This window comes from Trichocoleus sp. AS-A1, from assembly GCF_039962015.1.
GTDB lineage: Bacteria > Cyanobacteriota > Cyanobacteriia > Cyanobacteriales > FACHB-T130 > FACHB-T130.
In genome coordinates, this window is record NZ_JAMPKG010000016.1 from 20992 (window position 1) to 45017 (window position 24026).

Below are 24026 nucleotides of genomic sequence, written 5' to 3' on the forward strand. Positions count from 1 at the left end.
CAAGCAACTAAAACCCAGCACAATTGTTTTCGGTTTTCTTTCTTCCCTTGTTCTAGCTTTTGCATGGGAATGCTTTTGCATTCAGCGCAGCGGCACAGGCACAGTCGATTGTCTCTGCGACCGATGGCACTGGCATCCATATTATACAGAAGGGCGATGTCCTAAAAATCTCTTTCATAGCTTTAGCCAATTCAGCCTTAGCAAGAACCAAATTGCCAACCTTCTCTTTAATCCGTCTATTTATCTTTTGACTAACACAACTTAAACCTCTCCATCTAAATTCCTGTTGTTGTACTCTTTGAGCGCAAATCCCTTTTTTTAATAGGTCATCTATTCAGGAAAACACGGTAATGATAAACTATTTTATAGGAGCTATCCATCCCACATTTTGTATTACAATCTACCTTTCCCTAGAAGTTTAGGGTGTATTTTCTCTAGGGCAAGTTGTAGATCGCGTATACTGTAGGCAAGCGCTACCTTTGAGTTTAAAAACTGTGAGCCAGCCTGGTCATTTCCTCTGGGTTACTGGTACGATTTTCCTTTTATGGTTAAATAATTCTAGCTGCACCTTAGCACAAATTATTCCGGATGCTACGCTGCAAAATAATACCATTGCTATCCCCGAAGGCAACGCCATCCGAATTGAGGGCGGCACGCAAGTAGGCGGCAATCTATTTCATAGCTTTACAGAATTTTCCATTCCTATAAATACTGAAGCTTTCTTCAACAACGCCGTAGAGACTCAAAACATCTTCAGTCGCGTTACAGGTAGCAATCTTTCTCATATTGATGGATTGATTCAAGCGAACGGCACAGCTAATTTGTTTTTTATCAATCCCAACGGCATTACTTTTGGTCCAAATGCCAAACTTAATATAGGTGGTTCCTTTCTCGCTTCGACTGCTAACAGCATTCGATTTAGCAATGGAACTGAGTTTAGCGCTACTAAGCCTAGCGCCCCCCCATTGCTAATGATAAATGTTCCGATAGGCTTACAATTTAACGCTTCAAACGCAGGAGTTATTCGCATTCAAGGATCGGGACACAATTTCAGGTTCGGACAAACAGGCGGACTAGAGCCGAATACGAAAACCGAGGGTCTAGCGGTGCAACCTGGGAAAACCTTAGCTTTAGTCGGGAGAGAAATCGCCTTAGATGGCGGTAATTTAAGGGCAGAGTCTGGAGCAATTGAACTTTGGTCGGTTACTCGTGGCTCATTGGCAATGCAAGTCAGCAGCGAACAAATCAGCTTCAACAATGAACAACAACTTGCAGAATTAGGAAATATTAATTTATCGGGTGCTGCTTCAGTGGATAGCAGCGGCGCACAGGGAGGTTCGTTTCAGATACAAAGCCGAAATCTGAAACTAGAACAAGGTTCGCTCATCGTATCCCTCACAGAAGGATCTCAACCGGGGAGAAGCGCCACCATCAATGTTTTGGATACTATAGAACTGATTGGTAGAACAGCCGACGGCAGAATCGGTAGCGGCTTTTTTGTTCAGACGAATGGTGAGGGAAAAGGCGGCAATTTAATAATTACAACAGATCGGTTGCTACTAAGAGATGGAGCATCCATTGGTATGGGGACTAACGCTTCAGGGAATTCTGGTACGTTACGAGTGCAAGCCAGGAATGTTCACTTGGGTGGTCTTTCAGCAAATGGATCGCGTCTGACGGGTATTTTTTCTAATCCTACTTTTGCCTCAACTGGAGTTGGCGGTGATGTCATTATTGATGCTAAACAACTATCTCTTGAAAATGGAGCGGTGATCTCTGTGTCTACCTTTGGCGCAGGTCAAAGTGGCAACATAACAGTTCGAGCCAATGACGTACAAATACGAGGAACTTCTGCAACTGGGGGAATTGGTAGCGGTTTTTATGCTAGGACTAGCTTAAGCAATATTGCGAGTTCTCCACCGCCGTTGACGGGAAATTCGGGCAACGTAACAGTAATTGCTAACAGATTGAGCTTTCGGGAGCGGGCAACAATTAATGTTGCTAATTTTGGGAAAGGCAATGCTGGTAATATTAATATTCGCGCTGCCATAGTTGAGCTAGATAATAACTCGATTATTAGAGCGACTCAGCGACAGGCGGAACAGGGAAATATTACGATTGAATCTCAAGATTTGCGATTGTGGCGCAACAGCCTAATTACGACTGATGCCAGTAACATCATCCTGTTTGATACGGGTCAGACAATTGCAAATAATGATATCAGTACCAATGGTGGCAACATCATTATTAATACAAAAACGTTAGTCGCGTTAGAAAATAGCGATATTACTGCCAATGCTCAACAAAGCTTTGGGGGTCAAGTAAGAATCAATGCTAGCGGCATCTTTAAAACTTCAAATAGCGATATCACCGCCACTTCTAGTCGAGGAACTCAGTTCAGTGGGATTGTCCAAATTAATACTGCTGATGTGAACCCTTCTTCTGGCTTAGTTGCACTACCAGAAAATTTTACTGACATTAGCAAACAAATTTCCCAAGGTTGTTTGGCTTCTAGGGGGAATAGTTTTGTTGTCACTGGACGCGGCGGTTTGCCAGCAGATCCCAATGAAACTTTGTTAGGAAGTACAGTATGGCGGGATTTGCGCCTCCCTAGGGGTAATACCTCCTTACCTGTCCCCGTTTCCAAGACTGCCTCTGCACGTACTCCAATGGTGGAGGCAACTGGATGGGTAAAAAATTCTAATGGTGAGGTAGAGTTGGTTTCCAAATCTATCAATGGTGTGGCTCAAAGTTCCTGGGATGAAATTGCTAGTTGCAGTGTTTCTAAATAATATAACAATCTTCAATTATTCATGGAATCTTCCGTCTCTTTTCTTTAGTGTCCTTTGCGGTTTATTAAATTTTAAAACTAACTTTAGATTGCTAGAGACTTATTGCAAAAGAATTTTTATCTTTTGAACCGCAGATAAAAACAGAGAAATATGAATAACCTTTTAATTTTGCAAAAACTTTTATGCTAAAAACAAGGTGGCTTATAAAAAGTATTCATTATCGGATTTTGCTAAGCTTGTTGACACTTTTTTTGGTGACAGCATTTTTACCGGCACTAGCGCAGACTAATCTTAAATTTTCTTATTTTGATTCACAATTGGTATCAATTGTTAAAAATATTCCGGATTCTGATGCTCCTTCAGAATCTAAACAGAATGATGCCTTTGTACTAGAACAAGGCAGAACCCTGTATGAAGCAGGACGATTTGATGAAGCGATCGCATTCTGGCAACAAGCGCTCGAAAACCTGGAGGCGCAGGGCAATCGCCTCCACGCTGCCCTCGTTTTAAGCTATCTGTCGAACGCTTATCAAGAATTGGGTCAATGGGAGCAAGCGAAAAACGCGATCGCTCAAAGTCTCAACTTATTGCAAACCCAACCCGATGCAGCCACTCTTGCCCAAGTTTTGAATACTCAAGGCAGCCTCCAGCTAGCATTAGGACAAACGGAAGCGGCTTTAGATACATGGAAACAAGCTGAAAAAGCTTACGGTTCAGCAGGCGACGACGTTGGGAAATTAGGCAGTTTGATAAACCAAGCTCAAGCTTTGCAAGCATTAGGACTCTACCGACAAGCTAAAACAAACTTAGAACAATTAAATACTCAGTTGCAAAACTTGCCAGATTCCTCGCTGAAAGTATCAGGATTGCGAAGTCTGGGAGTTACCTTACAAGTAGTCGGAGATTTAACTCAGTCCCAGCAGGTTTTAGAACAAAGTTTGTCACTCGCCCAAAGGCTAAACTTTCCCTTAGAAATTAATGCCAGTTTATTTAGTTTGGGAAATACTCTTAGAGCTTTACAAAAACCGAGGGAAGCGCTGGAAATCTACCGAAAGATAGTAGAGAGTTCTCCCAATTCTTTAGTTTTAGAAGTCCAACTGAACCGATTAAGCCTTTTAGTAGAAACTGGACAACCAGCCGCAGCCCAAGCATTATTACCCCAAATCCAGTCTCAATTAGAGAGTATCTTACCTAGTCGCGCTGCTGTTTACAGTCGAGTGAACTTGGCTAGAACTCTCATAAAATTGGGAAATCGGGGAGAGCGATCGCAGATTGTCAATTCTCAAGAGATTGCCCAGATATTAGCAAAAGCTGTCGAACAAGCGCGAATGCTTAAAGACTCGCGTGCTGAATCTTACGCGCTGGGTCAACTCGGATACCTGTACGAACAAACGCAGCAATGGAAACCAGCGGAGGAGCTGACGAGACAAGCACTCGCGATCGCGCAAGAAATTAATGCTTTTAGTATTGTGGCTCGTTGGGAAGGACAACTCGGCAAACTTCTCAAACAGCAAGGCGATATTCCGAATGCGATCGCGGCTTACACCAAAGCTGTTAATACCTTACAATCCCTCCGCAGCGACTTGATCGCGCTGAATCCCGACGTTCAACTTTCCTTTCGCGAAAACGTCGAACCCATTTATCGTGAGTTAGTAGAGTTACTGTTAGAATCCAATCCCAGCCAAACCAATATTAAACAAGCTCGCGAAGTCATTGAAGCGCTACATCTAGCAGAATTAGATAACTTTTTTCGAGAAGCTTGTTTAGATGTTCAACCCCAGCAAATCGATCAACTCGATCCTCAAGCAGCAGTCATCTACCCCATTATTTTGTCAAATCGTTTAGAGGTAATCTTATCTTTACCCGGAAAACCTCTCAGCCATTACTCGACTAGGCTAGTGAAAAATGATATTGAAGAAACCCTGGAGCAGTTATTAGAATCTCTTAATCCATTTTTTTCAAGTGAAGCTCGTTTGCGTCTGTCTCAGCAAGTTTATCGCTGGTTAATCCAACCTGTTGAAACAGAATTAACCAAAAGTAATATCGCCACTTTAGTATTTGTGCTAGACGGTTCGTTGCGAAGTTTACCAATGGCAGCGCTGTACGACGGTAAACAATATCTCATTGAAAAATACAATATAGTAGTAGCTCCGGGTTTACAGTTGGTTGCACCACGAGTGGGAAGTGCGTCGTTAAGCCAGTTACTTGCCCAAAAGCGAAACAAAATTTTAGCAGGCGGAATTACCGAAGCTCGACAAGGTTTTCCAGCATTGCCAGGAGTAGGAGCTGAAGTCAGCCAAATCGCGTCTGAAGTTCCTTCCAAAGTATTTATAAATGAGGATTTTACCGAAGTAAACTTACAAAACTATCTGAATAAAAATTCTTTTACGGTTGTTCATTTAGCTACTCACGGGCAGTTTAGCTCTAGCTCAGATTCTACATTTATTCTGACGTGGAATGGTAGGATAAATGTCAAAGAATTCGAGAATTTATTACGTTCTAGAGATCCGAGTACTTTTAATCCGATTGAACTATTAGTTCTGAGTGCTTGCCAAACTGCAACTGGTGATAAGCGAGCGGTATTAGGATTAGCAGGAGTAGCCGTGCGGTCTGGCGCACGCAGTACTTTAGCAACTCTCTGGTCAGTGCAAGATGAATCCACTGCTAAGCTTATGGGCGAATTTTATCAGCAACTCTTACAAGGAGAAAGCAAAGTTAAAGCCCTTCGTCAGGCACAGATAGCTCTGCTAAAACAGCCAAAATATGCTCATCCTTTTTACTGGTCATCTTTTATTTTAGTAGGAAGTTGGCTTTGAATAGGTAGGAGTTTTCAGTCCACTTACTTCGCAATTTTTGGAGGTTCTGTTTCTAGGAGGCTAACAGAGAGTTACCCCCAGGTAACATAGCAATCGCAAAACGGTTCGGATAAGATGATTCCTTAAACAGCAATAGATTAAAAAGCCTCGATAGCCCTTGTTCCTAGGCGGCGAAAATTATTGCATATTTCTACTAATTGAACCGTATTGATGGCAATCCTATTGGAGTTATGAGCTAGCGGTTCAGATTCCGAACTTCTTAACCAAGTCGGGAATCTCGCATTCACGAACCCTTTATCTGCCTATTTTTAGCCTTAACTTTCGATAGAAACTCTAAAAGTCCATAAACATGATTACTGTTCGCTGGGGAACTTCTTACAACAACCAAGTATTTCTACTGAAGAAATCTACGTGTTATTACAGTAATAATTAGGTGTAAATTCAGTACAATATTTCTTTTGAGGTAAGAAAATGGTACAGCACAAATCTTTTACCACTCAAACGCTAGTTGCATTTTTTTTATCACTAGGACTGATTATTGCTCCTAGCTTTTTGACTAAAGCGATCGCCCAATCCGAGTCGGTTAACCAATCTCAAACTCTAGCCGGTACTTCGATAGGTCGCGTAACCTTTGAACCTCCAGGAAGTGGACAACCAGATGACACCGCAGGAGGTGCATCTCGTGGTGATGAATGTCCTCAAGCAGTAATCGCTACAGGCGAGTGCGTGACTCCGCTGGTGCCAATAGCTACAAGCAAGTTGACAGTAGCAGAGCATCCAACATTCTTGGTTTATGTACCTCCAACTTCTGCTAAGGAAATATTTTTTGGATTAGTAGACGAAAATAACAATTTTCATTACCAAGCAAAAATTCCGATTTCGAGTCAAGAAGGCATTCTTAGTTTCAAACTTCCAGATAATGCGCCACCTCTAGAAATTGACAAGAAGTATCGGTGGACTTTTATCATCATTGGCGAACAAGGACTCAGACCCGGTAGCCCTGGGGTACAAGGAGAAATTCGACGAGTTAAACTCACTTCCGAGGTAATGAGCCAGCTTCAGAATCAACCTCTACTAGAGCGTGCTGCTCTGTATGGAAAACACGGGATTTGGTTCGATACCGTAGCAAGTTTAGCTGAAGCTAGACGCTTAGAGCCGAGTGAAGCAACTTTGGCTTCAACATGGCAGGAATTGTTAAACTCGATTGGGCTACAAGCGATCGCTACAAAGCCATTCTTAAACTAGGCTATGAGAAAATCTAAAGTTTTGAGGATTTAAGAGTAGGGCAGAAAAGGATTGAATTATTTCAGTAAATATACTTAGGACGGAAAGCAGGCGAGTTGAGTCGGATGCTGCCAAATCAAATTCAAGCATCAATCAATTGCCAAAATCGATAAGGGGAATAGGGAAAGAAGAAGCATTTTCCTTTTCCCCTTCCTCTTATTTTTGATGCTCATAAATTAATGGTACAAAAACTTAAAAACCAAGTTCGGCAATGGCGCGGGCTACTGATTACAGCTCCGATTGTGGCTTGCACAGTCATCGCTACAAGTTCTTTAGGCGTACTGCAAATATTTGACTTGGCGATATTGGATCAATTTTTTCGCTGGCGACCTCGTGAACCAATCGATCCCCGTATTGTAATTATTACTATTGATGAATCAGATATTGAAAAGGTCGGACGATGGCCTATTTCTGATGCTCTGTTAGCTGAAGCGATCGCAAAACTGAAAGTTCAGCAACCCAGAGCCATTGGCTTGGATATTTATCGAGATTTGCCAGTCCCTCCTGGTCATCAAGCACTGGTGAAAGTATTTGAATCTACGCCTAATCTAGTGGGTGTCGAAAAAGCGGTAGGAAATCCGGTTGCTCCACCCCCAGCGTTGAATCGTCTGAACCAAGTGGGACTCGCGGATTTGGTGTTAGATGCAGATGGCAAAGTCCGTCGAGGGTTGCTGTCTATTAGAACATCTGATGGTAAAACTCATCTGAGCTTAGGCGCAAAGCTGGCTTTAATGTATCTGGAAAAAGAAAAGATTAGCCTCCAGAGCATTGGTGCTAATAAATTGCGATTAGGGAACGCTGTATTTACCCCATTTACGGGAGATGAAGGCGGTTACGTTCGTGCCAATTCTGGTGGGTACCAGATTTTGTTGAACTACCGGGGGATGTTAGAAAATTTCTCCACGGTATCGATGACGGATGTTCTAGAGAACCGCATCCCGCCCAATCTTTTACGCGATCGCATTGTCTTAATCGGCGCAATCGGCTCTAGCTTCAATGACCTTTCCTTCACCCCTTATAGTAGTAGTCTCTTTGCGACTCCCAAACGATTACCGGGCGTCGTCATTCATGCCAATTTAATCAGTCAAATTTTGAGTGGTGCTTTAGAGGGTCGTCCTTTGATCCAGGTTTGGTCTCAACCAAAAGAAGCCTTATGGATTTTGGTCTGGTGTTTGATTGGTGGTGGAGTGAGTTGGACGTTACTTCGCTTCAACCCCTTGAAACAGAATGTTGCTGCCAGATGGATCGTCTCTGGGGTTAGCATTTGCTTAATCGGGGGAATTCTGACAAGTGGCAGTTACCTAGCTTTTTTAGCCAGCTGGTGGCTCCCTGTCGTTGCCCCGCTAATCGGCATGACTGGCTCTGCGGTTGCGCTGATCGCTTATCGGAGTCTGGAAGACCAGCACATAGCAAACCTGGAGCGCAAACAAGCAGAAGCCGCGCTGCGGGAAAGCGAAGCGAAGTTTCGCCATCTCGCGGAAAATGTACCGGGCGTAATTTTCCGGTACATCCTCCATCCAAACGGCAGCCATGAGTTTACTTACATGAGTTCTGGCGCTCGTGATATCTATGGATATGAACCAGAAGCGATCGTCCAAAATCCTCAGATTGCCTGGAATGCGGTGCATCCCGATGACCTGCTTTTGCTAAATGAAACCATCCTAGTTTCTGCTAGAGACTTGCAGCCTTGGTACTGGGAAGGTCGCATTACCTCGCTTTCTGGTGACTTGAAATGGGTGCAAGCCACTTCCCGCCCGGAACAGCAAGCCAATGGTGACATTATTTGGGATGGCTTGCTCGTTGACATCACCTGGCGCAAGCAAGCAGAACATCTGCTTGCCGACTACAACCGTACTTTAGAAAGCCAAGTACAAGAGCGCACTGCTAAACTAGCCCAAACCAATGCCCAGCTAGAGCAGGAGATTGCCGAACGAAAGCAGGTAGAAGCAGCCTTGCATCAGAATGAAGAACGAATGCAGGCGCTTTTGAGCGCGATTCCCGATGCAATGTTCCGGCACCGGATAGACGGCACTTATTTAGACGTAAAAGCAGGCGAAGAAGCCTTTCAGATGCTGCCTGAAGCTTTAATTGGCAGAAACTTATGGGATTTACCGTTGCCCGAACAGGTTAAAAATGACCTGCTAGAGTATTTTCGGGTAGCAGTTGAAACCGGAGAGCGACAAACCTACGAACACGAGGTGGAAAAACCCGATGGCATTCACAACTACGAGACACGCATCGTCAAAAGTGGTGCTGATGAAGTGGTTTGTATCGTGCGAGATATCACAGAACGCCAACGTTTCACGGCTGCTTTAGAGGAAAGCGAAGAACGCTATCGTTCAGTCGTGACAACGATGGCAGAAGGCATTGTTTTGCAGGATGCCAACGGTGTTATCCATACCTGTAACGCCAGTGCTAACAGAATTCTCGGCTTGTCTCGCGAGCAAATGATGGAACGAACTTCCCTCGATCCCAGCTGGCGAGCCATTCGTGAAGATGGTTCGCCCTTTCCAGGGGAGGAACATCCAGCAATGGTGACGCTACGAACTGGCGAACCTTGCTCTGATGTAGTAATGGGAGTTTACAAGCCAGATGGTAGCTTAACCTGGATTTCTATTAACGCCCAACCTCTATTTCGGGCTGGCGAATCTCTGCCGTATGCAGTGGTATCTTCATTCGCGAATATTACGGCTCGCAAACAGGCAGAACTGGCATTAAAAGAAAGCGAAGCCCGTTTTCATGGGTTCATGGATAACAGTCCGGCGGCTTCTTGGATCACGGATGAAAATGGGCGAATTGTTTTCTCTAGCAAAACCTACCGCCAGATACTCCAAATCCCAGAAGGCTATGTAGTTGGAAAAACTGTTACAGAGCTTTATAGCGATGAATTCGCGCAACAGTATCTGGAAAACATTCGGAAAGTCATCCAAACGAATCAGTCAGTAGAGGCGATCGAACAAGCTCCCAGAACGGACGGCACAATCGGGGATTTTCTGGTATACAAGTTTCCGCTGGCGAACCTCTCTGGAGAACGCCTTGTTGGAGGTGTGGCGATTGACATCACCGAGCGCAAACGGGCAGAGCAAGCGCTCAAAGAGAGCAACGAACGTTTTCAGCTAGCGGCATCGGCAATTAAAGGATATGTTTACGACTGGGATCTGAAGCAGAATATTGTTCTGCGGACGCAGGGACTCTATGAAACGAGTGGATATCGTCCCGAAGAAGCCGGACTCACAGGTCAGTGGTGGGTTGATCGCGTCCATCCGGAGGATTTGCCGCAGGTTTCGCGAACGTTTTCCCAGGCGATCGCTCATCAAAATGAGTATATGCTTGAATATCGGTTCCGTCACCGAGAAGATCGCTACACTCACATGGTGGATTATGGGGTGGTTGTGCGAGGCGCAGACGGACAGGCACTTCGAGTTGTCGGTCATGCTATCGATATTAGCGATCGCAAACGAATAGAAGAAGCTTTACGGGAGAACGAAGCTCGCTTGCGAAGCCTTGCCGATAACCTTCCCGGTGCGGTTTTCACCTACACTTACTGTGCTGACGGCAGACATTTTCTAGACTACATCAGTGAAGGGTGTGGCGAACTTTTAGGGATTTCCGCTCACGAGGCGATGGAAAATTTCTCTGCCATATTAGCTCGATATCACTCAGAAGACCTCCCTGGTTATAACGCCGCTTTAAAAATCAGCCTCGACAATTTAATGCCTTTCTATTATGAGTGGCGGTATCTCCACCCAGATGGGAGCGCTCGTTGGCTGGCAGCTAGCTCTCGTCCGGAATCCCAAGCTGATGGCAGCATAATTTGGCGGGGGGTACTTCTAGATATTAGCGATCGCAAAATTGCTGAAGAAGCTCTTCGGCAGCAACAAGAGTTCCTGCGAAAGGTAATTGATAATGACCCCAACACCATTTTTGTAAAAGACTGGGAAGGACGCTTTGTGCTGCTTAACAAAGCTGCTGCCAAGCTCTACAACACGACTGTCGAAGAACTGGTGGGTAAACGGGATGTAGACTTCCATCCATTCTTAGAGGATGTTGAGCATTTCCTCCAAGAAACCCGCTCTATCATTGAAACGGGTCAAGCCTTATTTATTCCCGAAGAAAAAGTGACAGGCGCAAATAACCAAGATAAATGGTTTCAGTGGCAAAAGATTCCTCTGCATCCACCTGCAAGCGATAAAGTCTGCGTTTTAGGAATCGGAGTCGATATTACCACTCGTAAAATAGTAGAAGCTGAACTTGAACGAGCCAAAGAAGCTGCTGAGGCTGCTAACCGCGCCAAAAGCATCTTTCTCGCCAACATGAGTCACGAACTCCGAACCCCCCTCAATGCCATTTTAGGCTTTTCCCACCTCATGAGTCGTGCCCCCAATCTTTCAACAGAACAGCAAGAAAATCTCACGATCATTCGTCGCAGTGGAGAACACCTGCTGACACTGATTAACCAAGTCCTTGACCTGTCCAAAATTGAAGCTGGACGCATGACGCTGAGTGAAAATAACTTCGATCTTTACAGCTTGCTAAATGATGTCGAAGCGATGTTTTCTTTGAAAGCTACAGAAAAGAGCTTAAACCTAAAATTTGATTGTGATGTTGATGTTCCCCGATACCTCCGCACAGATGAAGTTAAGTTGCGTCAAGTGTTGATTAACTTACTAAGTAACGCCGTTAAATTTACCGATTCCGGAACAGTCTTAGTTAAAGTGAAATTAGGGACAACGAATTCCGAATTTCCTTCTTTCTCTCCCCTTTCCTCAATTATTTTTGAAGTTTCCGATACGGGAGCCGGTATTTCTTCCGAAGAACTTGACAAAGTATTCAAACCTTTCGAGCAAACAGCCGCTGGTCAACAAGTACAAGAAGGAACTGGTTTAGGATTGACAATTAGCCGTCAATTTATCCATTTAATGGGAGGTGAAATCACCCTCATTAGTGGTGGCAAAGTTTTCACTCCTGGAACCCCTATCAGGGAATTTAATGACGATGCGAGTGCTTTATTTGCAAAAGGAACAACGTTTAAGTTTAACATTCAAGCAAATATTATCGCTGCCAGCGAGATTGCAATCCCCCTCCAAAACCGCCGCGTTATTGCACTCGCACCCCAGCAACCTCGCTATCAAATACTAATCGCAGATGATAGCGATTTTAATCGCCAACTGCTGCTTAAACTCCTCCAGCCTCTTGGCTTTGAATTACTAGAAGCCTCTAATGGCAAAGAAGCATTAGAAATCTGGGAACGTAGTTCACCTCATCTAATTTGGATGGATATACGAATGCCGATAATGGATGGCTATGAAGCCACTAAACAGATTAGAAAGCGAGAGAATCAGAAACCTTCAGTTCAAAAGACATTAACCAATTTTCGTACCGCGATTATTGCCCTGACTGCCAGCGCCTTAAATGAAGATCAAGCATCTGTTATTGAAGCTGGCTGTGATGATTTTATACGCAAACCTTTCCGAGAAGAAGATATTTTTAATGCTATCCACAAGCATTTAGATGTCTCTTTTACTTATGAGGAAATGGCCGCTACATCTGAGAAAGAAATACTAGAACTGCCAGCCTTAAATACTGCCGAGTTGGCTGATTTACCTAAAAGTTGGTTAGAAGATTTATATCAGGCTCTTGTTGAGGGAGATTTAGAAATTATCGCTACACTGATTGAGGAATTGCACCCCAAAAATGATGTGTTGTCAAAAACTTTAATGACATTAGTTAATCAATACCAGTTTGAGCAATTGTTGATATTGATTCAATCTGTGAAAGACTTATAATCCGATGGAAGCACCTATCGCCAGACCTAATATCCTAGTAGTTGATGATAATCCCGCAAATTTAAAACTTCTCTTCGACATCTTATCTGAAAAGTCTTACAAAGTGCGAGTTGCACCTAGCGGTCAACTCGCACTCAACGCTTGCAATTCAAATCCTCCTGATTTGATTTTGCTTGATATCAATATGCCAGAAATGAATGGATATGAAGTTTGTCAACGTCTAAAAGCTTCTGAGAAAACTCGCGACATTCCAGTTATTTTCATTAGTGCTTTAGATGATACGAATAACAAAGTGAACGCCTTTACAGTTGGTGGTATTGACTATATAACAAAACCTTTTAAACGTTTAGAAGTATTAGCCAGAATCGAGAATCAGCTACGCATTCGAGAGCTAAAAATGCAACTAATAGAGCAAAATAAGTTATTGCAAGAACACCTGGACTCACGGCGAAAAGCAGAAGTTGAACTTCGTCTTTTACTGGCAACGACTCAAGCGATTAGTCGTAAAAATAATGTTCCTTCCGTGTTACAAGCTGTACTGCGCTTAGTTGGGATAACAATTCAATGGGATTATGGCGAAGCTTGGTTGCCCACCGAAGATAATAATATTTTAGAATGCAGTCAAAATTGGTATTCTAGCCACGCTAGTTTCTGGGATTTTAAAAAACAAAATAGAACAGTTACCTTGGCTCCTAATCTAGGGTTACCAGGTAAAATATTTGTTTCTAAAAAACCAGAATGGGTAGAAAAGATTCTAAATTCCGGAGATTTGCCGATTTTGGGCGAGGAAATAGGAAATGCTAGTTTAGCATCTGCTTTTGGAGTTCCTATTATACTAAACGAACGAGTATTAGCTATTTTGGTTTTCTATAAAAAAGGTTCGGTTCCGATTAATTTACATACCATTAATTTAGTAACCGCAGTAGCTACACAATTAAGTCCTTTAATCTATCACAAGCAAACTGAAGAAATTCTCAGGATTACTCAAGAACGCTATCACAGTATTGTTGAAAATGCAGTAGAAGGAATTTATCAAACAACACCTTGCGGGCGTTATTTGAGCGCTAACTTAGCACTGGCGAAAATTTATGGGTATGAATCTCCAGAAGAATTAATAAACAGTAGTCAAAATGTTGAAGAACAACTTTATGTTAACTCGAATCGACGGCGTGAATTTATAGAAGAAATGAATTCTAATCATGCTGTCAGGGGATTTGAGTCTCAAGTTTACCGCCGAGATGGGACAATTATTTGGATTTCTGAAAACGCGCGTTCAGTCTGTGATTCAAAAGAAAAACTTCTCTATTATGAGGGAACGGTTTCTGATATCACAGAGCGAAAATTTGCTCAAAAGCAAACAGAAAAACTTTTATTAAATATACTACCTAAACCAATTGCCGAGCGGTTACAACAAAAGCAGCAAGTTATTGCCGATAGTTTTTCTGATGTTAGTGTTTTATTTGCTGATTTAGTAGGGTTTACTAACTTTGCATCTACAAAGACTCCAACTGAACTCGTAGAAATTCTCAATCAAATTTTTATTGAATTTGATTTGTTGTCTAATCGACATGGATTAGAAAAGATAAAAACAATTGGAGATGCATATATGGTAGTAGGAGGACTACCAATACCAAAAGCGGATCATGCTTCATCAATTGCCAAAATAGCGCTAGATATGCAAAGTTTTATTGCTAGATTCAATACCCAAATTAATGAAAAGTTCAGTCTTCGTATAGGAATTAATATTGGACCTGTAGTTGCTGGAGTAATTGGTTTAACAAAATTCAGCTATGACTTATGGGGAGATACGGTGAATGTGGCTTCCCGGATGGAGTCAAGTGGGATTCCTGGTCAAACTCAGGTAACGGCTGCCGTTTACGAACGCTTAAAAGAACAGTTCCTTTTCCAAGAACGAGGGACTATTTCAATAAAAGGGAAGGGTGAGATGATGACTTATCTGTTGATTGGTCAAAAATAACGATAAAAACACTTTATGGATCAGGGTCAAGATTTAAAATTAAAAGAGAAAATACTGGTAGTAGACGATACTCCAGCAAATGTTAGTTTGTTAACTAAAATTTTGTCAAATCATGGATATAAAGTGCGTGTTGCTCTGAGTGGTAAGCTAGCGCTGCAATCAGTTCAGGCAAGCCCTGCCGATTTGATTTTGCTCGATATCAAAATGCCGGATATGGATGGGTATGAAGTTTGCCGACAGTTGAAAGCCTCAGAGCAAACCTGTAGTATCCCAGTTATTTTCATCAGTGCTTTAGATGCAACCTTTGATAAGGTGAATGCTTTTACATTAGGGGCAGTAGATTACGTCACCAAACCGATTGAGCCGATTGAGGTTTTAGTACGAATTGAACATCAATTACGGCTGCGGCGGTTTCAGTTACAGATGCAAACTCAGAATACACAATTACAACTTTTACTGACTACAACTCAAGCAATTAGTTCTGCTGCTGATGTAGAAGAAGCATTAGAAGTCATTTTAATCAATCTTTGTCAAAATCTCGGGTGGGATATTGGGGAAGTATGGATGCCTTCCTCGAAGAGGACTGTACTTGAATATTGTCGATGTTGGTACCAGGATATCCGTTTTGATGAATTTCGACGCCAGAGTGAGGCGTTTCGTTTTTCTCTTGGGGAGGGATTGCCAGGACGAGTGTGGCTGTCCCAACAAGTGGAATGGATCGCAGACATAACGCAGGAGAACTCGACCCTTTTTCTGCGGAGTCAAATTGCCAAGCAAGCGGGACTTAAAGGAGTCTTAGGAATTCCAATCGCCTTCGACCATCAAGTGCTGGCAGTTTTGATATTTTTTCATGAGCAGGAAATCACGCCGGATGAGCGATCGCTCCAACTCGTCAATGCAGTCGCGACCCAATTAGGCTCGATGATTCAGCGCAAGAAAGCAGAGGAAGTGTTGCGACAACAAGCAGCACGGGAACGGCTAATTGCTGAAGTTACCCAACAAATTCGCCAATCGCTGAATTTAGACGAGATTCTGGATGCGACAGTCAACAGCATTCGACAGTGTTTGCTTTCGGATCGGGTAGCTATCTACCAGTTCGCCGCTAACAATAACGGCACCTTTGTAGCAGAATCAGTTGGTAAAAACTACCCTCACATGTTAGGACAGACTGTGAATCCATCCTGGATTCAAGAAGGTTTTAGCACTTTTTTTCAGGGATTCCCAATCGTTTTGGACAATATTGAAAAGTTTAATTTTACAGGTGATGGGATTGAGTTTTTCCAACGCTATCAGGTCAAAGCTGTTGTAGCAATGCCGGTTTTGAAAGAAGAACGTCTGTGGGGGTTACTGATTGCTCACCAGTGTGCTGCTCCTCGTGACTGGCAGCCATTTGAAGTGGATTTGTTGTCTCAGTTGGCAAATCAGGTAGCGATCGCAATTCATCAATCCCAACTCTACCAATATGTGCAGTCTGCCAACCGGGAACTCCGGCAACTCGCTAACCTAGACGGCTTAACTCAGATTGCGAATCGTCGCCGATTTGATGAGTGTCTGAATACTGACTGGAAGCGACTAAGACGCGAACAAGCACCGCTGTCTTTGATTTTGTTAGATGTGGATTTTTTCAAACGCTACAACGATGCTTACGGTCATCTGGCAGGGGATGATTGTTTGCGGCAGGTGGCTGGTGCGATTAAAAGTGTTGTCCGTCGTCCAGCGGATTTAGTGGCGCGATATGGTGGAGAAGAATTTGCCGTAATTCTTCCCAATACTGATATTGAAGGAGCGGTTTTCGTAGCAGAGGCGATTCGACAGGCAGTCAGTAACTTGGCGCTTCCCCACAGTCAGTCTAAAGTGTGCGGCTATGTAACCGTCAGTTTAGGCGTGGCGAGTAGTGTACCCAATTTAGAACTGTTGCCGCAACATATAATTAATGCGGCTGATGCGGCACTTTATGCAGCCAAAAAAGAGGGGCGCGATCGCGTAGCGCGAGTGTAAGCACTCGGTTTTTCCTTTCTTTGTATGCAACTCCTGACTCAAAATCTCTAGAGAAGATGTCAGCGAAAACAATTGTTCTGAGAGGCTTTTTCTAGTTCGACGAGTAATTCTTCCTCAAGGGGTGCGATCGCTAACAGAGGATGTTTCAAGTCTCCCCATTTCTTGCCAGCTCGCATCCCATACAGGGTGAGAATTTCCGGGATTTGTCTTGAGACCAGCACCCGCGCTGGAGCCAGCTGTCCTAAAAGTCGAGCTTGTCGATACTGGTGCGATCGCATCAAAGCATCATCTAACCGTTGAGCGATCGTATCGGGTAACTCTTTGGTAGTGTCGAGCAAAAGAATATAACGATCTACTGGCTTTCTAGAAGGCACCAAACTCTTGAAAAACGTTCCTTCTAGCGCCAAATCCTCAATGACAGAACGCACGAATTCAGAATGCAGCTTCTCACCCACGAGATCGCTTGTTGCTTGATTTCTCCCCAAAAATTCCAGACACGGCGTTCCTTGATAAAAGTGGCTGACGCGCACGCGATCGCCAATTCGGTAGCGGTATAATCCCCCTTTCTGAGAAATAATTATCTCGTAGTCAATCCCCGCCACAATCTCGTGGAGTCGGTGGATTTTCCCCTCTTCATCCTCAAACTCAAAGAATACCTGATCGAGCATCGGGACGCATCCCTTTGCCTCAATTAGGGGAATCGTCATCGGTGCTTCGGTGGCGAGGAGTCCTTTTCCCTGCACCATGACACCCGGAAACAGCGATCGCAAAAACCCTGCACCATCCGCAGCATTCGCGCTATCCCAGCAGGAAATAAGCTTCAATTCTTGCCAAAGCAGCTTCCACGGAATCTCTGGCTCCAAGAGGAGTTTAGAGCGCTTTGCTGACATTTTGTTTTTGAGTTCTTTCCACAGTCGTACTCGATGCGTCTGGATGTAGTCGAGTTGTACGCGAAGGAAACTTGGACTCCAAATCGAGATAACTTCCAGATTTTCTTCGAGTAGGAGTGCGTGGGCAAGTTTCTCCTTGAATTCCTCTGCGTTGCGAAGGCGATTCAATCCGGGAGGAGAAACCAGAAAAGGACGAAGAAATAACATTAACCATTCGTCCAGATATTCCGAATCATCCTCCAATGCGACGGGAATGCTATTTGGGCTTGCCGTATCAAGCCGGGGAGAGATGCAGAAGTATATCTTACCCGTAGAAAATCCTGGGCCATGCTGAATCAGATCATGTGCCCAAACACAGAACATCTGGTTAAAGGTAGCTCGAAGAGATTTGGTGTAAGGAATGGATTTTGCCGAGCCACTACTTCCGGAAGTCTTTTCGTAAAAGAGAATCGATTCTGGTGTCAAGATTGGCTGCTGGGTTGTTTTTTGCCGCTCGATCCACTCTTTGAGATCGTCGTAGTTAACAATCGGAATGCGATGCCAATCTGCAACCGATCGGATACCTAAAAATTTGCCATATTCACTCTTGGCAAGATTGTCTACAATTTCCTCTTGAACGGATTGCTGGGTTCTTTGGGGATTTTCTAGTGCTTGCAAGAAGCCCTTGGCGTAGGGGGAAAGAAGTTGTCCGAAAAGCTTGACAATAGGGCGCATCATATCAAATTTGTTTCGATTATTTGGAACCTCACCCCCAACCCCTCTCCGCTGGCGGAGAGGGGAGCCGGAAGCGGGGTATTAGCTGTCTTCAGTTGAAGATTATTTGAATTTTTTGTTGGGATAAATGTGGGTAGCAACCGGAACGTAGGTTCCTTCCTCAACTACAACTCCGGGGCCAATGTGATTCCAGGCTCCTAGGAAGACGTTGCTGCCGATTTTCACCTTCTTGACATACAGCATCAAGTCCTGTTTTCTAGGTTTGATGATGTGGGAGTAGATGCCAACTCCGTGACCGAAAACTGCGCGATTGCCTACCTCAATCAGTCCGCGATCGGCAATTTCTAACTGCGGTGTCCAGTAAACGCCTTTCCCAACCTTGGCTCCCCACAATCTCAGCCATAAAGAAAAAGCACCGGGAATTAGGCGTATCAACGTTTCCAGCGCTGGAAACGCAATGTAGATAAGTTGAATCTGATGACTTCCCCACCAAGGTGAATACTCTTTGCTGCCGAGATAGCTGATCCCTTCCTTAACTGGGTAAAAACGCTCGTGGAGGCGATACACCAACAGGGGAAACCCATACAGAGAAAGGAAAAAAGCTGAGATGCTGAAGATTCCTGGAAAGAAGCAGATCCCCAGAAAAGACGCGATCGCAATTAGGATAACTAAGGCGGGAAAACAGGAGAGTATTGTTCCGAGGAAAGTCATAGTGAAATTAAAAATGCTTGCATTAAAAATGAAGAAGCCAATTTTTTAATTTTTAGTTGCTAATTCTTCCAAGGCCACAGTAGCTTCTGAGTTAAGGTGAGGTTGATTTTGACCCCCAAAGAATCCGGTACGCGATCGCTTTTGTAATACGTTCCGTGCATCCAATCCCAAAGCTTAAAGTTGGCTCCGTAATTGCCACAAACTGAGCTGCTGGCGTGGTGCCAAGCATGATCTTGGGGTACTATCAGCCAAGCCGATAGCCAGCGATACAGCGAAGAGTTTGGTGTTGGAGTTATGGTGCTGTGACGCCACAAGTCTAAAGCTGAGCTAAGACTGACACCGGCGATGTACCATGTGGGATCTTGCAGCAGATAAATAAATAGAGCGTGAACCCATAAGTAGACGATCAAAAAGCTCGTCCACAGAGTATTTCTAGAAGTAGACAAGACATTCATTTCGGTGCTGGTATGATGAACCGCGTGGAGAGACCAGAGCCACCGACTATGGAGCAAGCGATGGTTCCAGTAGTAGATGTAATCCACAAACACGAAGCTCAGCAAGAATGCCGCGACTGGAGGCAGAGCAAGCAAGGCGCGATCGCTGGGTAGAAGATAGTGGTACAGATGGTAAACTACTGTCAGCTGAAGAATTGGGATGAGAACACCCTGAAAAAACAGACCAACAGCATCTAAAATCCAGTCCTCATAGGTTCTCATTCGCAAGGCGGTAAAACTGCGCTGATTCGCCACAGTCAGCGTCATTAAGATCGCAAAAGTAAAGAATACTCCCATCGCTAATCGCTCAATTTAGGGAATGTTGCCTGATATTGAATTCGTTTGAATCGTCATCATTTGGAACCTCACCCCCAACCCCTTTCCGTTAACGGAGAGGGGTGCCGGAGGCGGGGTGAGGTTCTTCGACGAATTTGAGATGACTTCCGAAAAAACGCGATCGCTCTCTTATAGTTCCCAATCCAAAATTCAAAATCGGATTGGGAGCATCTCAATTGTGAAAATTTGCACAGAACCCCCCTTATCTCCCATTAACGGAGGGAAGTACGATCTCTCCCTTCCCGTTAACGGGGTGGGTTGGGGTGGGGTTCCGGATGCCAAGTGATGTTTTTACAAGCATTGATATACTTCCACCGAATTAAACCCAGAAGGTTACTTGAACAGACTTATCCAAGAGAGTTCTAGGATCTTCTCCTGCTTCAATCTTGCTCCGAATCGATTCAACTAGGACGTGGATTGTGTCAGCTGGCGTATTGGCAAACTGGGTGCCGTACTTTTCGATTACCTCTTGCTGAATACCAAGCGCTTCCACATCCTGACGGATAATATATTGGGCAGTCCAGCGAACAAACGGACGCGCAATCTTGTTCCAAATGCCGTAGTTAAAAGTGACGTCGGTATAGACGAGAGTAGAGTCCTCCGCTTCCGGAATCGATTGGCTAGTAATAAAAAGCCTTCTTTTCGGTGCCATATCGTATTCCACGCTGGTAACGTTTGGCATATGAAAGCTATCTGTGTGCCGGATCTCGTAACCTTTCCGATTTAGAAAGCGGGTATACCAGCCGAGATTTGTCGTTTCGTTGCGGTATTCTGCGAAAACTGAGCCGTCTCGCCTCTCTACCATCATTTCCAGCTTTTGCTTGCGAGAGGTGCGAAATACCCCAGGGTGAACCGAGGCGGTGTGAGGAATATCGATAAAATTTTCCGCACAGTTGGTAACGTTGTTCCGAAAACGGTTAATAACCCGTACCGTCTCCCATCCAGGCTTTCCGTAGTAAGGCATTTGAAAAGGCTCAAACTCCTCACTCGGCTTTTGTGCCAGCCTCACATAGACGTATCCATCCTGCTCTCTAGTGTCATAATGCTGAGTGCGACGAGCATGAGTCACCTTAAAATCTTCTCCCTCTGCGGGGACAGCGACTACCTTCCCAGTTTTGTCGTAAACCCAGCCGTGGTAGGGACATTGGAGCATTCCCTGACAGACTTTTCCTTTAGAGAGACGGCTATTTCTGTGCATACAGCGATCGCGCAACGCCACCGGCTTTCCGTCATCTCCTCGAAAAACTGCCAGCCATTCCCCCAAAACCGTGCGTTCTAGCACAGTATTCGGCTTTAGTTGTTCGCTGAGTGCCACAACATACCAGAAATCTTCAAATTTCACTAATCCTCCACAATAAATTAAAAATTAACAATAAGAAATAGAAGATTTTTTGGCTTCATTCTTTATTATCAAAAGCAAAGATTTCAAGGTCACTGCTGAGATCCAACTGACAAGCCAACCTTACTTGATTATTTCCTGGCGCTAGAGTTTCCAACACCTCCTTTTCATCTTCACTTGGAGCAGGAATCTTCCCTTTTATAACTACAAGACACGTCCCACAAATCCCGGTACGACATCCAAAGAGTACCGGAGAATTTTGCACCGTCAGATGCTCCGAAAGATTAGAGTGCTTCTCCAAGGTTAGGGGAGAATAATCTGTCCCTGGAAAGCGGATGATACAGCATTGCTCATTCATATTTAATTCAAAATTTGGAATTAAAACTTAATTTGCTAACAATAAAAATAATAACTAACCTCTTCTTTCTCTTCTTCTTCCTTCGCGTACTTCGCGTCCTTGGCGGTTCGCAAACAAAATGTTGTTGTAGCTAACAAAGTTACTATATTTAAAACCGTTTATTTTGTAATATTAAAATCTTTAGACCATATAGAAACTTTAAGTTGATTCACATAATGCATATACTTAACCAATGGCGTATCAAGACTCAGAAGTGCGTTGGGATTATAACGAATATTGTCATAAATTTGTCCATCTTCCCCTTTCAAAGCATAGTATCCCAGACGGGTAAACAAGAGTAATAGTTGCGTCACCAACCAACCAAACAATCCTGTTCTTTTCTCTGCCACATAAATCGGTTGAATACGAGTTCTTCCAGGTGCAACTGGAGTATAGGCATAAATCATGTGCAGCGAAGGAAAAAGCCGAACATTCTTCATCATCGTTAAAAGTCCGATGCAGCCATCGGCATATCTCATAGAATACTCATAAGTATCGCCGAGAATTTTTCGCCCCAGGCGTTCTCTTCGAGTAGTTTTAGGAAACTCCCCTTGAAGAGTAAAATCTATCACATTGCCAGATTGATTCTGACGCAAGGATAGATTCATATTGATGTCTACTTTGTGAACAGTTTGTAAATGTTGAGCATCAATTCCATTCATCATACAAATGTGATGATGACAACTCCGCTCAAATGCTTTGTCGTGTACTGTTACAATTGATTTGCCTTTAAGTTCATCAAATTCTGCCACACCTTCTGGTGCTTTTGAATCTGGATACACCCAAATCAAACCGTATTTTTCATCAGTAGCATAAGATTGAAGGAAAGCTTTTTCAGGAATCGCCGATTGGCAGGGGATATCTTGACACTTTCCTTCTCCATCAAATGCCCAATGATGGAAAAAACAACGAATCGAATTTCCATCAACCCGCCCAATTCCTAAATCGGTTCCCAGGTGAGGACAATAGGCATCTAAAGCACGAACTTTTCCATCTTGTCCGCGAAAGACAACAATTTTTTGTCCGCATATTTCCAAGGATTTTGCCTTGCCTGGATGAAGTTCTCGGCTAGGGCAAGCAATATACCAGCCTTTAGCAACAACATCCCAATTGTTAAATATTTTCATTTTCAAAAGGGGTTGCGTGTTTAGATTTTGAGACTCGTCCATATAAAAAAGTAGGAAATATGCACGGTTATTTGTCAAGTCGGTAATGGGTAAAATTTTTCCTAAGCCCAATTACCAATTACCAATTACCAATTACCAATTACCAATTACCAATTGCCTTCTTTTGAATAGCGAGGTACTGGGGAATAGAATTAGCAGCCATGATGGACATCTCCCGGTTACTTGCCCAAGCGTAGTCAACTTTTTCGAGGTAAACTTTGTAGGAATCCATCGCTTCTGTACGGGTTTTGTAGCTGAGGTGCAGCCCTTCAGATTCCTCTGTGAAGCACAATCGCATCATTTCTTTGGCTTCTGGGTCGCTCATTCCAAAAATAGGCGATCGCAATACCTCGTAAATCGCCGAATAGAGGGCGGGGTCGTACCAAAAGATACCGTTAATCGCGACTGAAAAATGATAGTGATCTCTCTGACAGCCGCGTATCCCCAAGTTTGCCACTAACTTCTCGAAAGCAGTTGGCGGCTTAAGACACTTCACCACGTCATGGGAAAGAATCGTAGAGCTGTTAAAGTGAAAACTCTCATCCATGAAGTGATAAAAGGAAATTTTCGAGGGAATGGGAGCGTTTTCTGAGTTGGGATGTTTTTGATAGTAGTTGCTGAGCTTATGCTGTACCAGCTTACCGTTTAGCGTTCGCAGACCCCGAACGGTGAAGTATTGGCAAGCGAGGAAAGTATTCCCTGCTGACAGCATTCCAAAGCTTTGCAACTGGAGCTTTTTCCACCACGTCTTCAGAGCGTTGGTGTCCGCAAAAATCATTGTCTCTGCAAATGGCCCGCGCATAGGATAGCTGAAGACACGCTTGCCAAAAAGCTGTGCTTCTACCTCGCTAGAGATTTTTCTGAAGGCGCTGATATGTGCTCTTTCCTGAGCAGATTCTAAGTCGAGGGTATCGCAAACTAGGCGGAAGTCCTCCTGGGCGTAAAGTCCGGCGGCGCTAGTCTGATTAAAGTAAATCGTGGCAATTTCTGCGGAAACGATCTGCGAATAGTAAGCCACCCAATAAAGTTGGTTTAAGATTACTCTTTGGCTTACGCTCGCTTGTTCCCACAGCGGAGTTCCGTAGAGTAAGGAAAATTCTTCCGGATTCCAATACTCATTTTTGCAGTCTTCATATCGGAAAGATGCTGCGGCTTCGTCGAGCAGTTGGGTATGATCCTGCTGTTTATTGCGCGTGTGGTTGATCTGAAGCTTGCGATAGACTTTTGAGTTCTCTAGAAGGGTGTTCCCTTTGGTTTCGTTAATCTGAAGTTGCTGGTCAACCTTTGGGTCTTCTAGAAGCATGTTGTCTTTGGGTTCGTTTAGT

General features: G+C 43.9%; 14 protein-coding genes. 7 read left to right on the plus strand and 7 right to left on the minus strand.

Features of this window, described 5'->3' with window-relative positions; genetic code table 11:
- The first annotated feature begins 494 nt into the window (after positions 1 to 494).
- From NC994_RS13850 to NC994_RS13875, 6 genes are all read left to right on the plus strand, one after another.
- Positions 495 to 2792: a filamentous hemagglutinin N-terminal domain-containing protein gene (locus NC994_RS13850; RefSeq protein WP_190435603.1), complete on the plus strand. Its 2298-nt coding sequence runs from the start codon at positions 495 to 497 to the stop codon at positions 2790 to 2792.
- 317 nt (positions 2793 to 3109) lie between these two features.
- The gene (locus tag NC994_RS13855) at positions 3110 to 5608 is read left to right on the plus strand and encodes a CHAT domain-containing protein (RefSeq protein WP_347276943.1); all 2499 of its coding nucleotides are present in this window, start codon (positions 3110 to 3112) and stop codon (positions 5606 to 5608) included.
- Between the two features lie 471 nt (positions 5609 to 6079).
- Positions 6080 to 6853: a DUF928 domain-containing protein gene (locus NC994_RS13860; RefSeq protein ID WP_190430016.1), complete on the plus strand. Its 774-nt coding sequence runs from the start codon at positions 6080 to 6082 to the stop codon at positions 6851 to 6853.
- A 218-nt stretch (positions 6854 to 7071) separates the two neighbouring features.
- Positions 7072 to 12678, plus strand: a complete 5607-nt coding sequence (locus NC994_RS13865) for a PAS domain S-box protein (RefSeq protein WP_190435607.1) — start codon at positions 7072 to 7074, stop codon at positions 12676 to 12678.
- Between the two features lie 4 nt (positions 12679 to 12682).
- Positions 12683 to 14656 carry an adenylate/guanylate cyclase domain-containing protein gene (locus NC994_RS13870; RefSeq protein WP_190435609.1) on the plus strand — a complete coding sequence of 658 codons (1974 nt, stop codon included), beginning with the start codon at positions 12683 to 12685 and terminating at the stop codon, positions 14654 to 14656.
- A gap of 15 nt (positions 14657 to 14671) precedes the next feature.
- Positions 14672 to 16654, plus strand: a complete 1983-nt coding sequence (locus NC994_RS13875) for a diguanylate cyclase (protein WP_190435625.1) — start codon at positions 14672 to 14674, stop codon at positions 16652 to 16654.
- Between the two features lie 59 nt (positions 16655 to 16713).
- On the opposite strand, the gene NC994_RS13880 is transcribed toward NC994_RS13875, so the two are convergent.
- The 3 genes from NC994_RS13880 to NC994_RS13890 form a co-directional block, all read right to left on the minus strand.
- Positions 16714 to 18258 (minus strand): GH3 auxin-responsive promoter family protein, encoded by a 1545-nt coding sequence (locus NC994_RS13880; RefSeq protein WP_190435756.1) that lies wholly within the window; start codon positions 18256 to 18258, stop codon positions 16714 to 16716.
- Positions 18259 to 18360: 102 nt separating this feature from the next.
- A complete protein-coding gene (locus tag NC994_RS13885; RefSeq protein WP_190435628.1) occupies positions 18361 to 18969 on the minus strand; it encodes an acyl transferase in 609 nt (202 codons plus the stop codon).
- Between the two features lie 59 nt (positions 18970 to 19028).
- A complete protein-coding gene (locus tag NC994_RS13890) occupies positions 19029 to 19760 on the minus strand; it encodes a sterol desaturase family protein (protein ID WP_190435631.1) in 732 nt (243 codons plus the stop codon).
- Positions 19761 to 19899: 139 nt separating this feature from the next.
- Between NC994_RS13890 and NC994_RS13895 the strand changes: the two genes are divergently transcribed.
- Entirely contained in the window at positions 19900 to 20085 is a 186-nt protein-coding gene (locus NC994_RS13895; RefSeq protein WP_190413389.1) for a hypothetical protein, read from the plus strand.
- Positions 20086 to 20118: 33 nt separating this feature from the next.
- Here the strand turns inward: NC994_RS13895 and NC994_RS13900 are convergent, their stop codons facing one another.
- The 4 genes from NC994_RS13900 to NC994_RS13915 form a co-directional block, all read right to left on the minus strand.
- Positions 20119 to 21141, minus strand: coding sequence for a Rieske 2Fe-2S domain-containing protein (locus NC994_RS13900; RefSeq protein ID WP_190435634.1), 1023 nt, complete (start codon positions 21139 to 21141; stop codon positions 20119 to 20121).
- A 55-nt stretch (positions 21142 to 21196) separates the two neighbouring features.
- Positions 21197 to 21496, minus strand: coding sequence for a 2Fe-2S iron-sulfur cluster-binding protein (locus NC994_RS13905; protein WP_190435637.1), 300 nt, complete (start codon positions 21494 to 21496; stop codon positions 21197 to 21199).
- A 158-nt stretch (positions 21497 to 21654) separates the two neighbouring features.
- Positions 21655 to 22662, minus strand: a complete 1008-nt coding sequence (locus NC994_RS13910) for an aromatic ring-hydroxylating dioxygenase subunit alpha (RefSeq protein ID WP_190435759.1) — start codon at positions 22660 to 22662, stop codon at positions 21655 to 21657.
- Positions 22663 to 22801: 139 nt separating this feature from the next.
- The gene (locus NC994_RS13915) at positions 22802 to 24004 is read right to left on the minus strand and encodes a P-aminobenzoate N-oxygenase AurF (protein WP_199299619.1); all 1203 of its coding nucleotides are present in this window, start codon (positions 24002 to 24004) and stop codon (positions 22802 to 22804) included.
- Positions 24005 to 24026 lie beyond the last annotated feature (22 nt).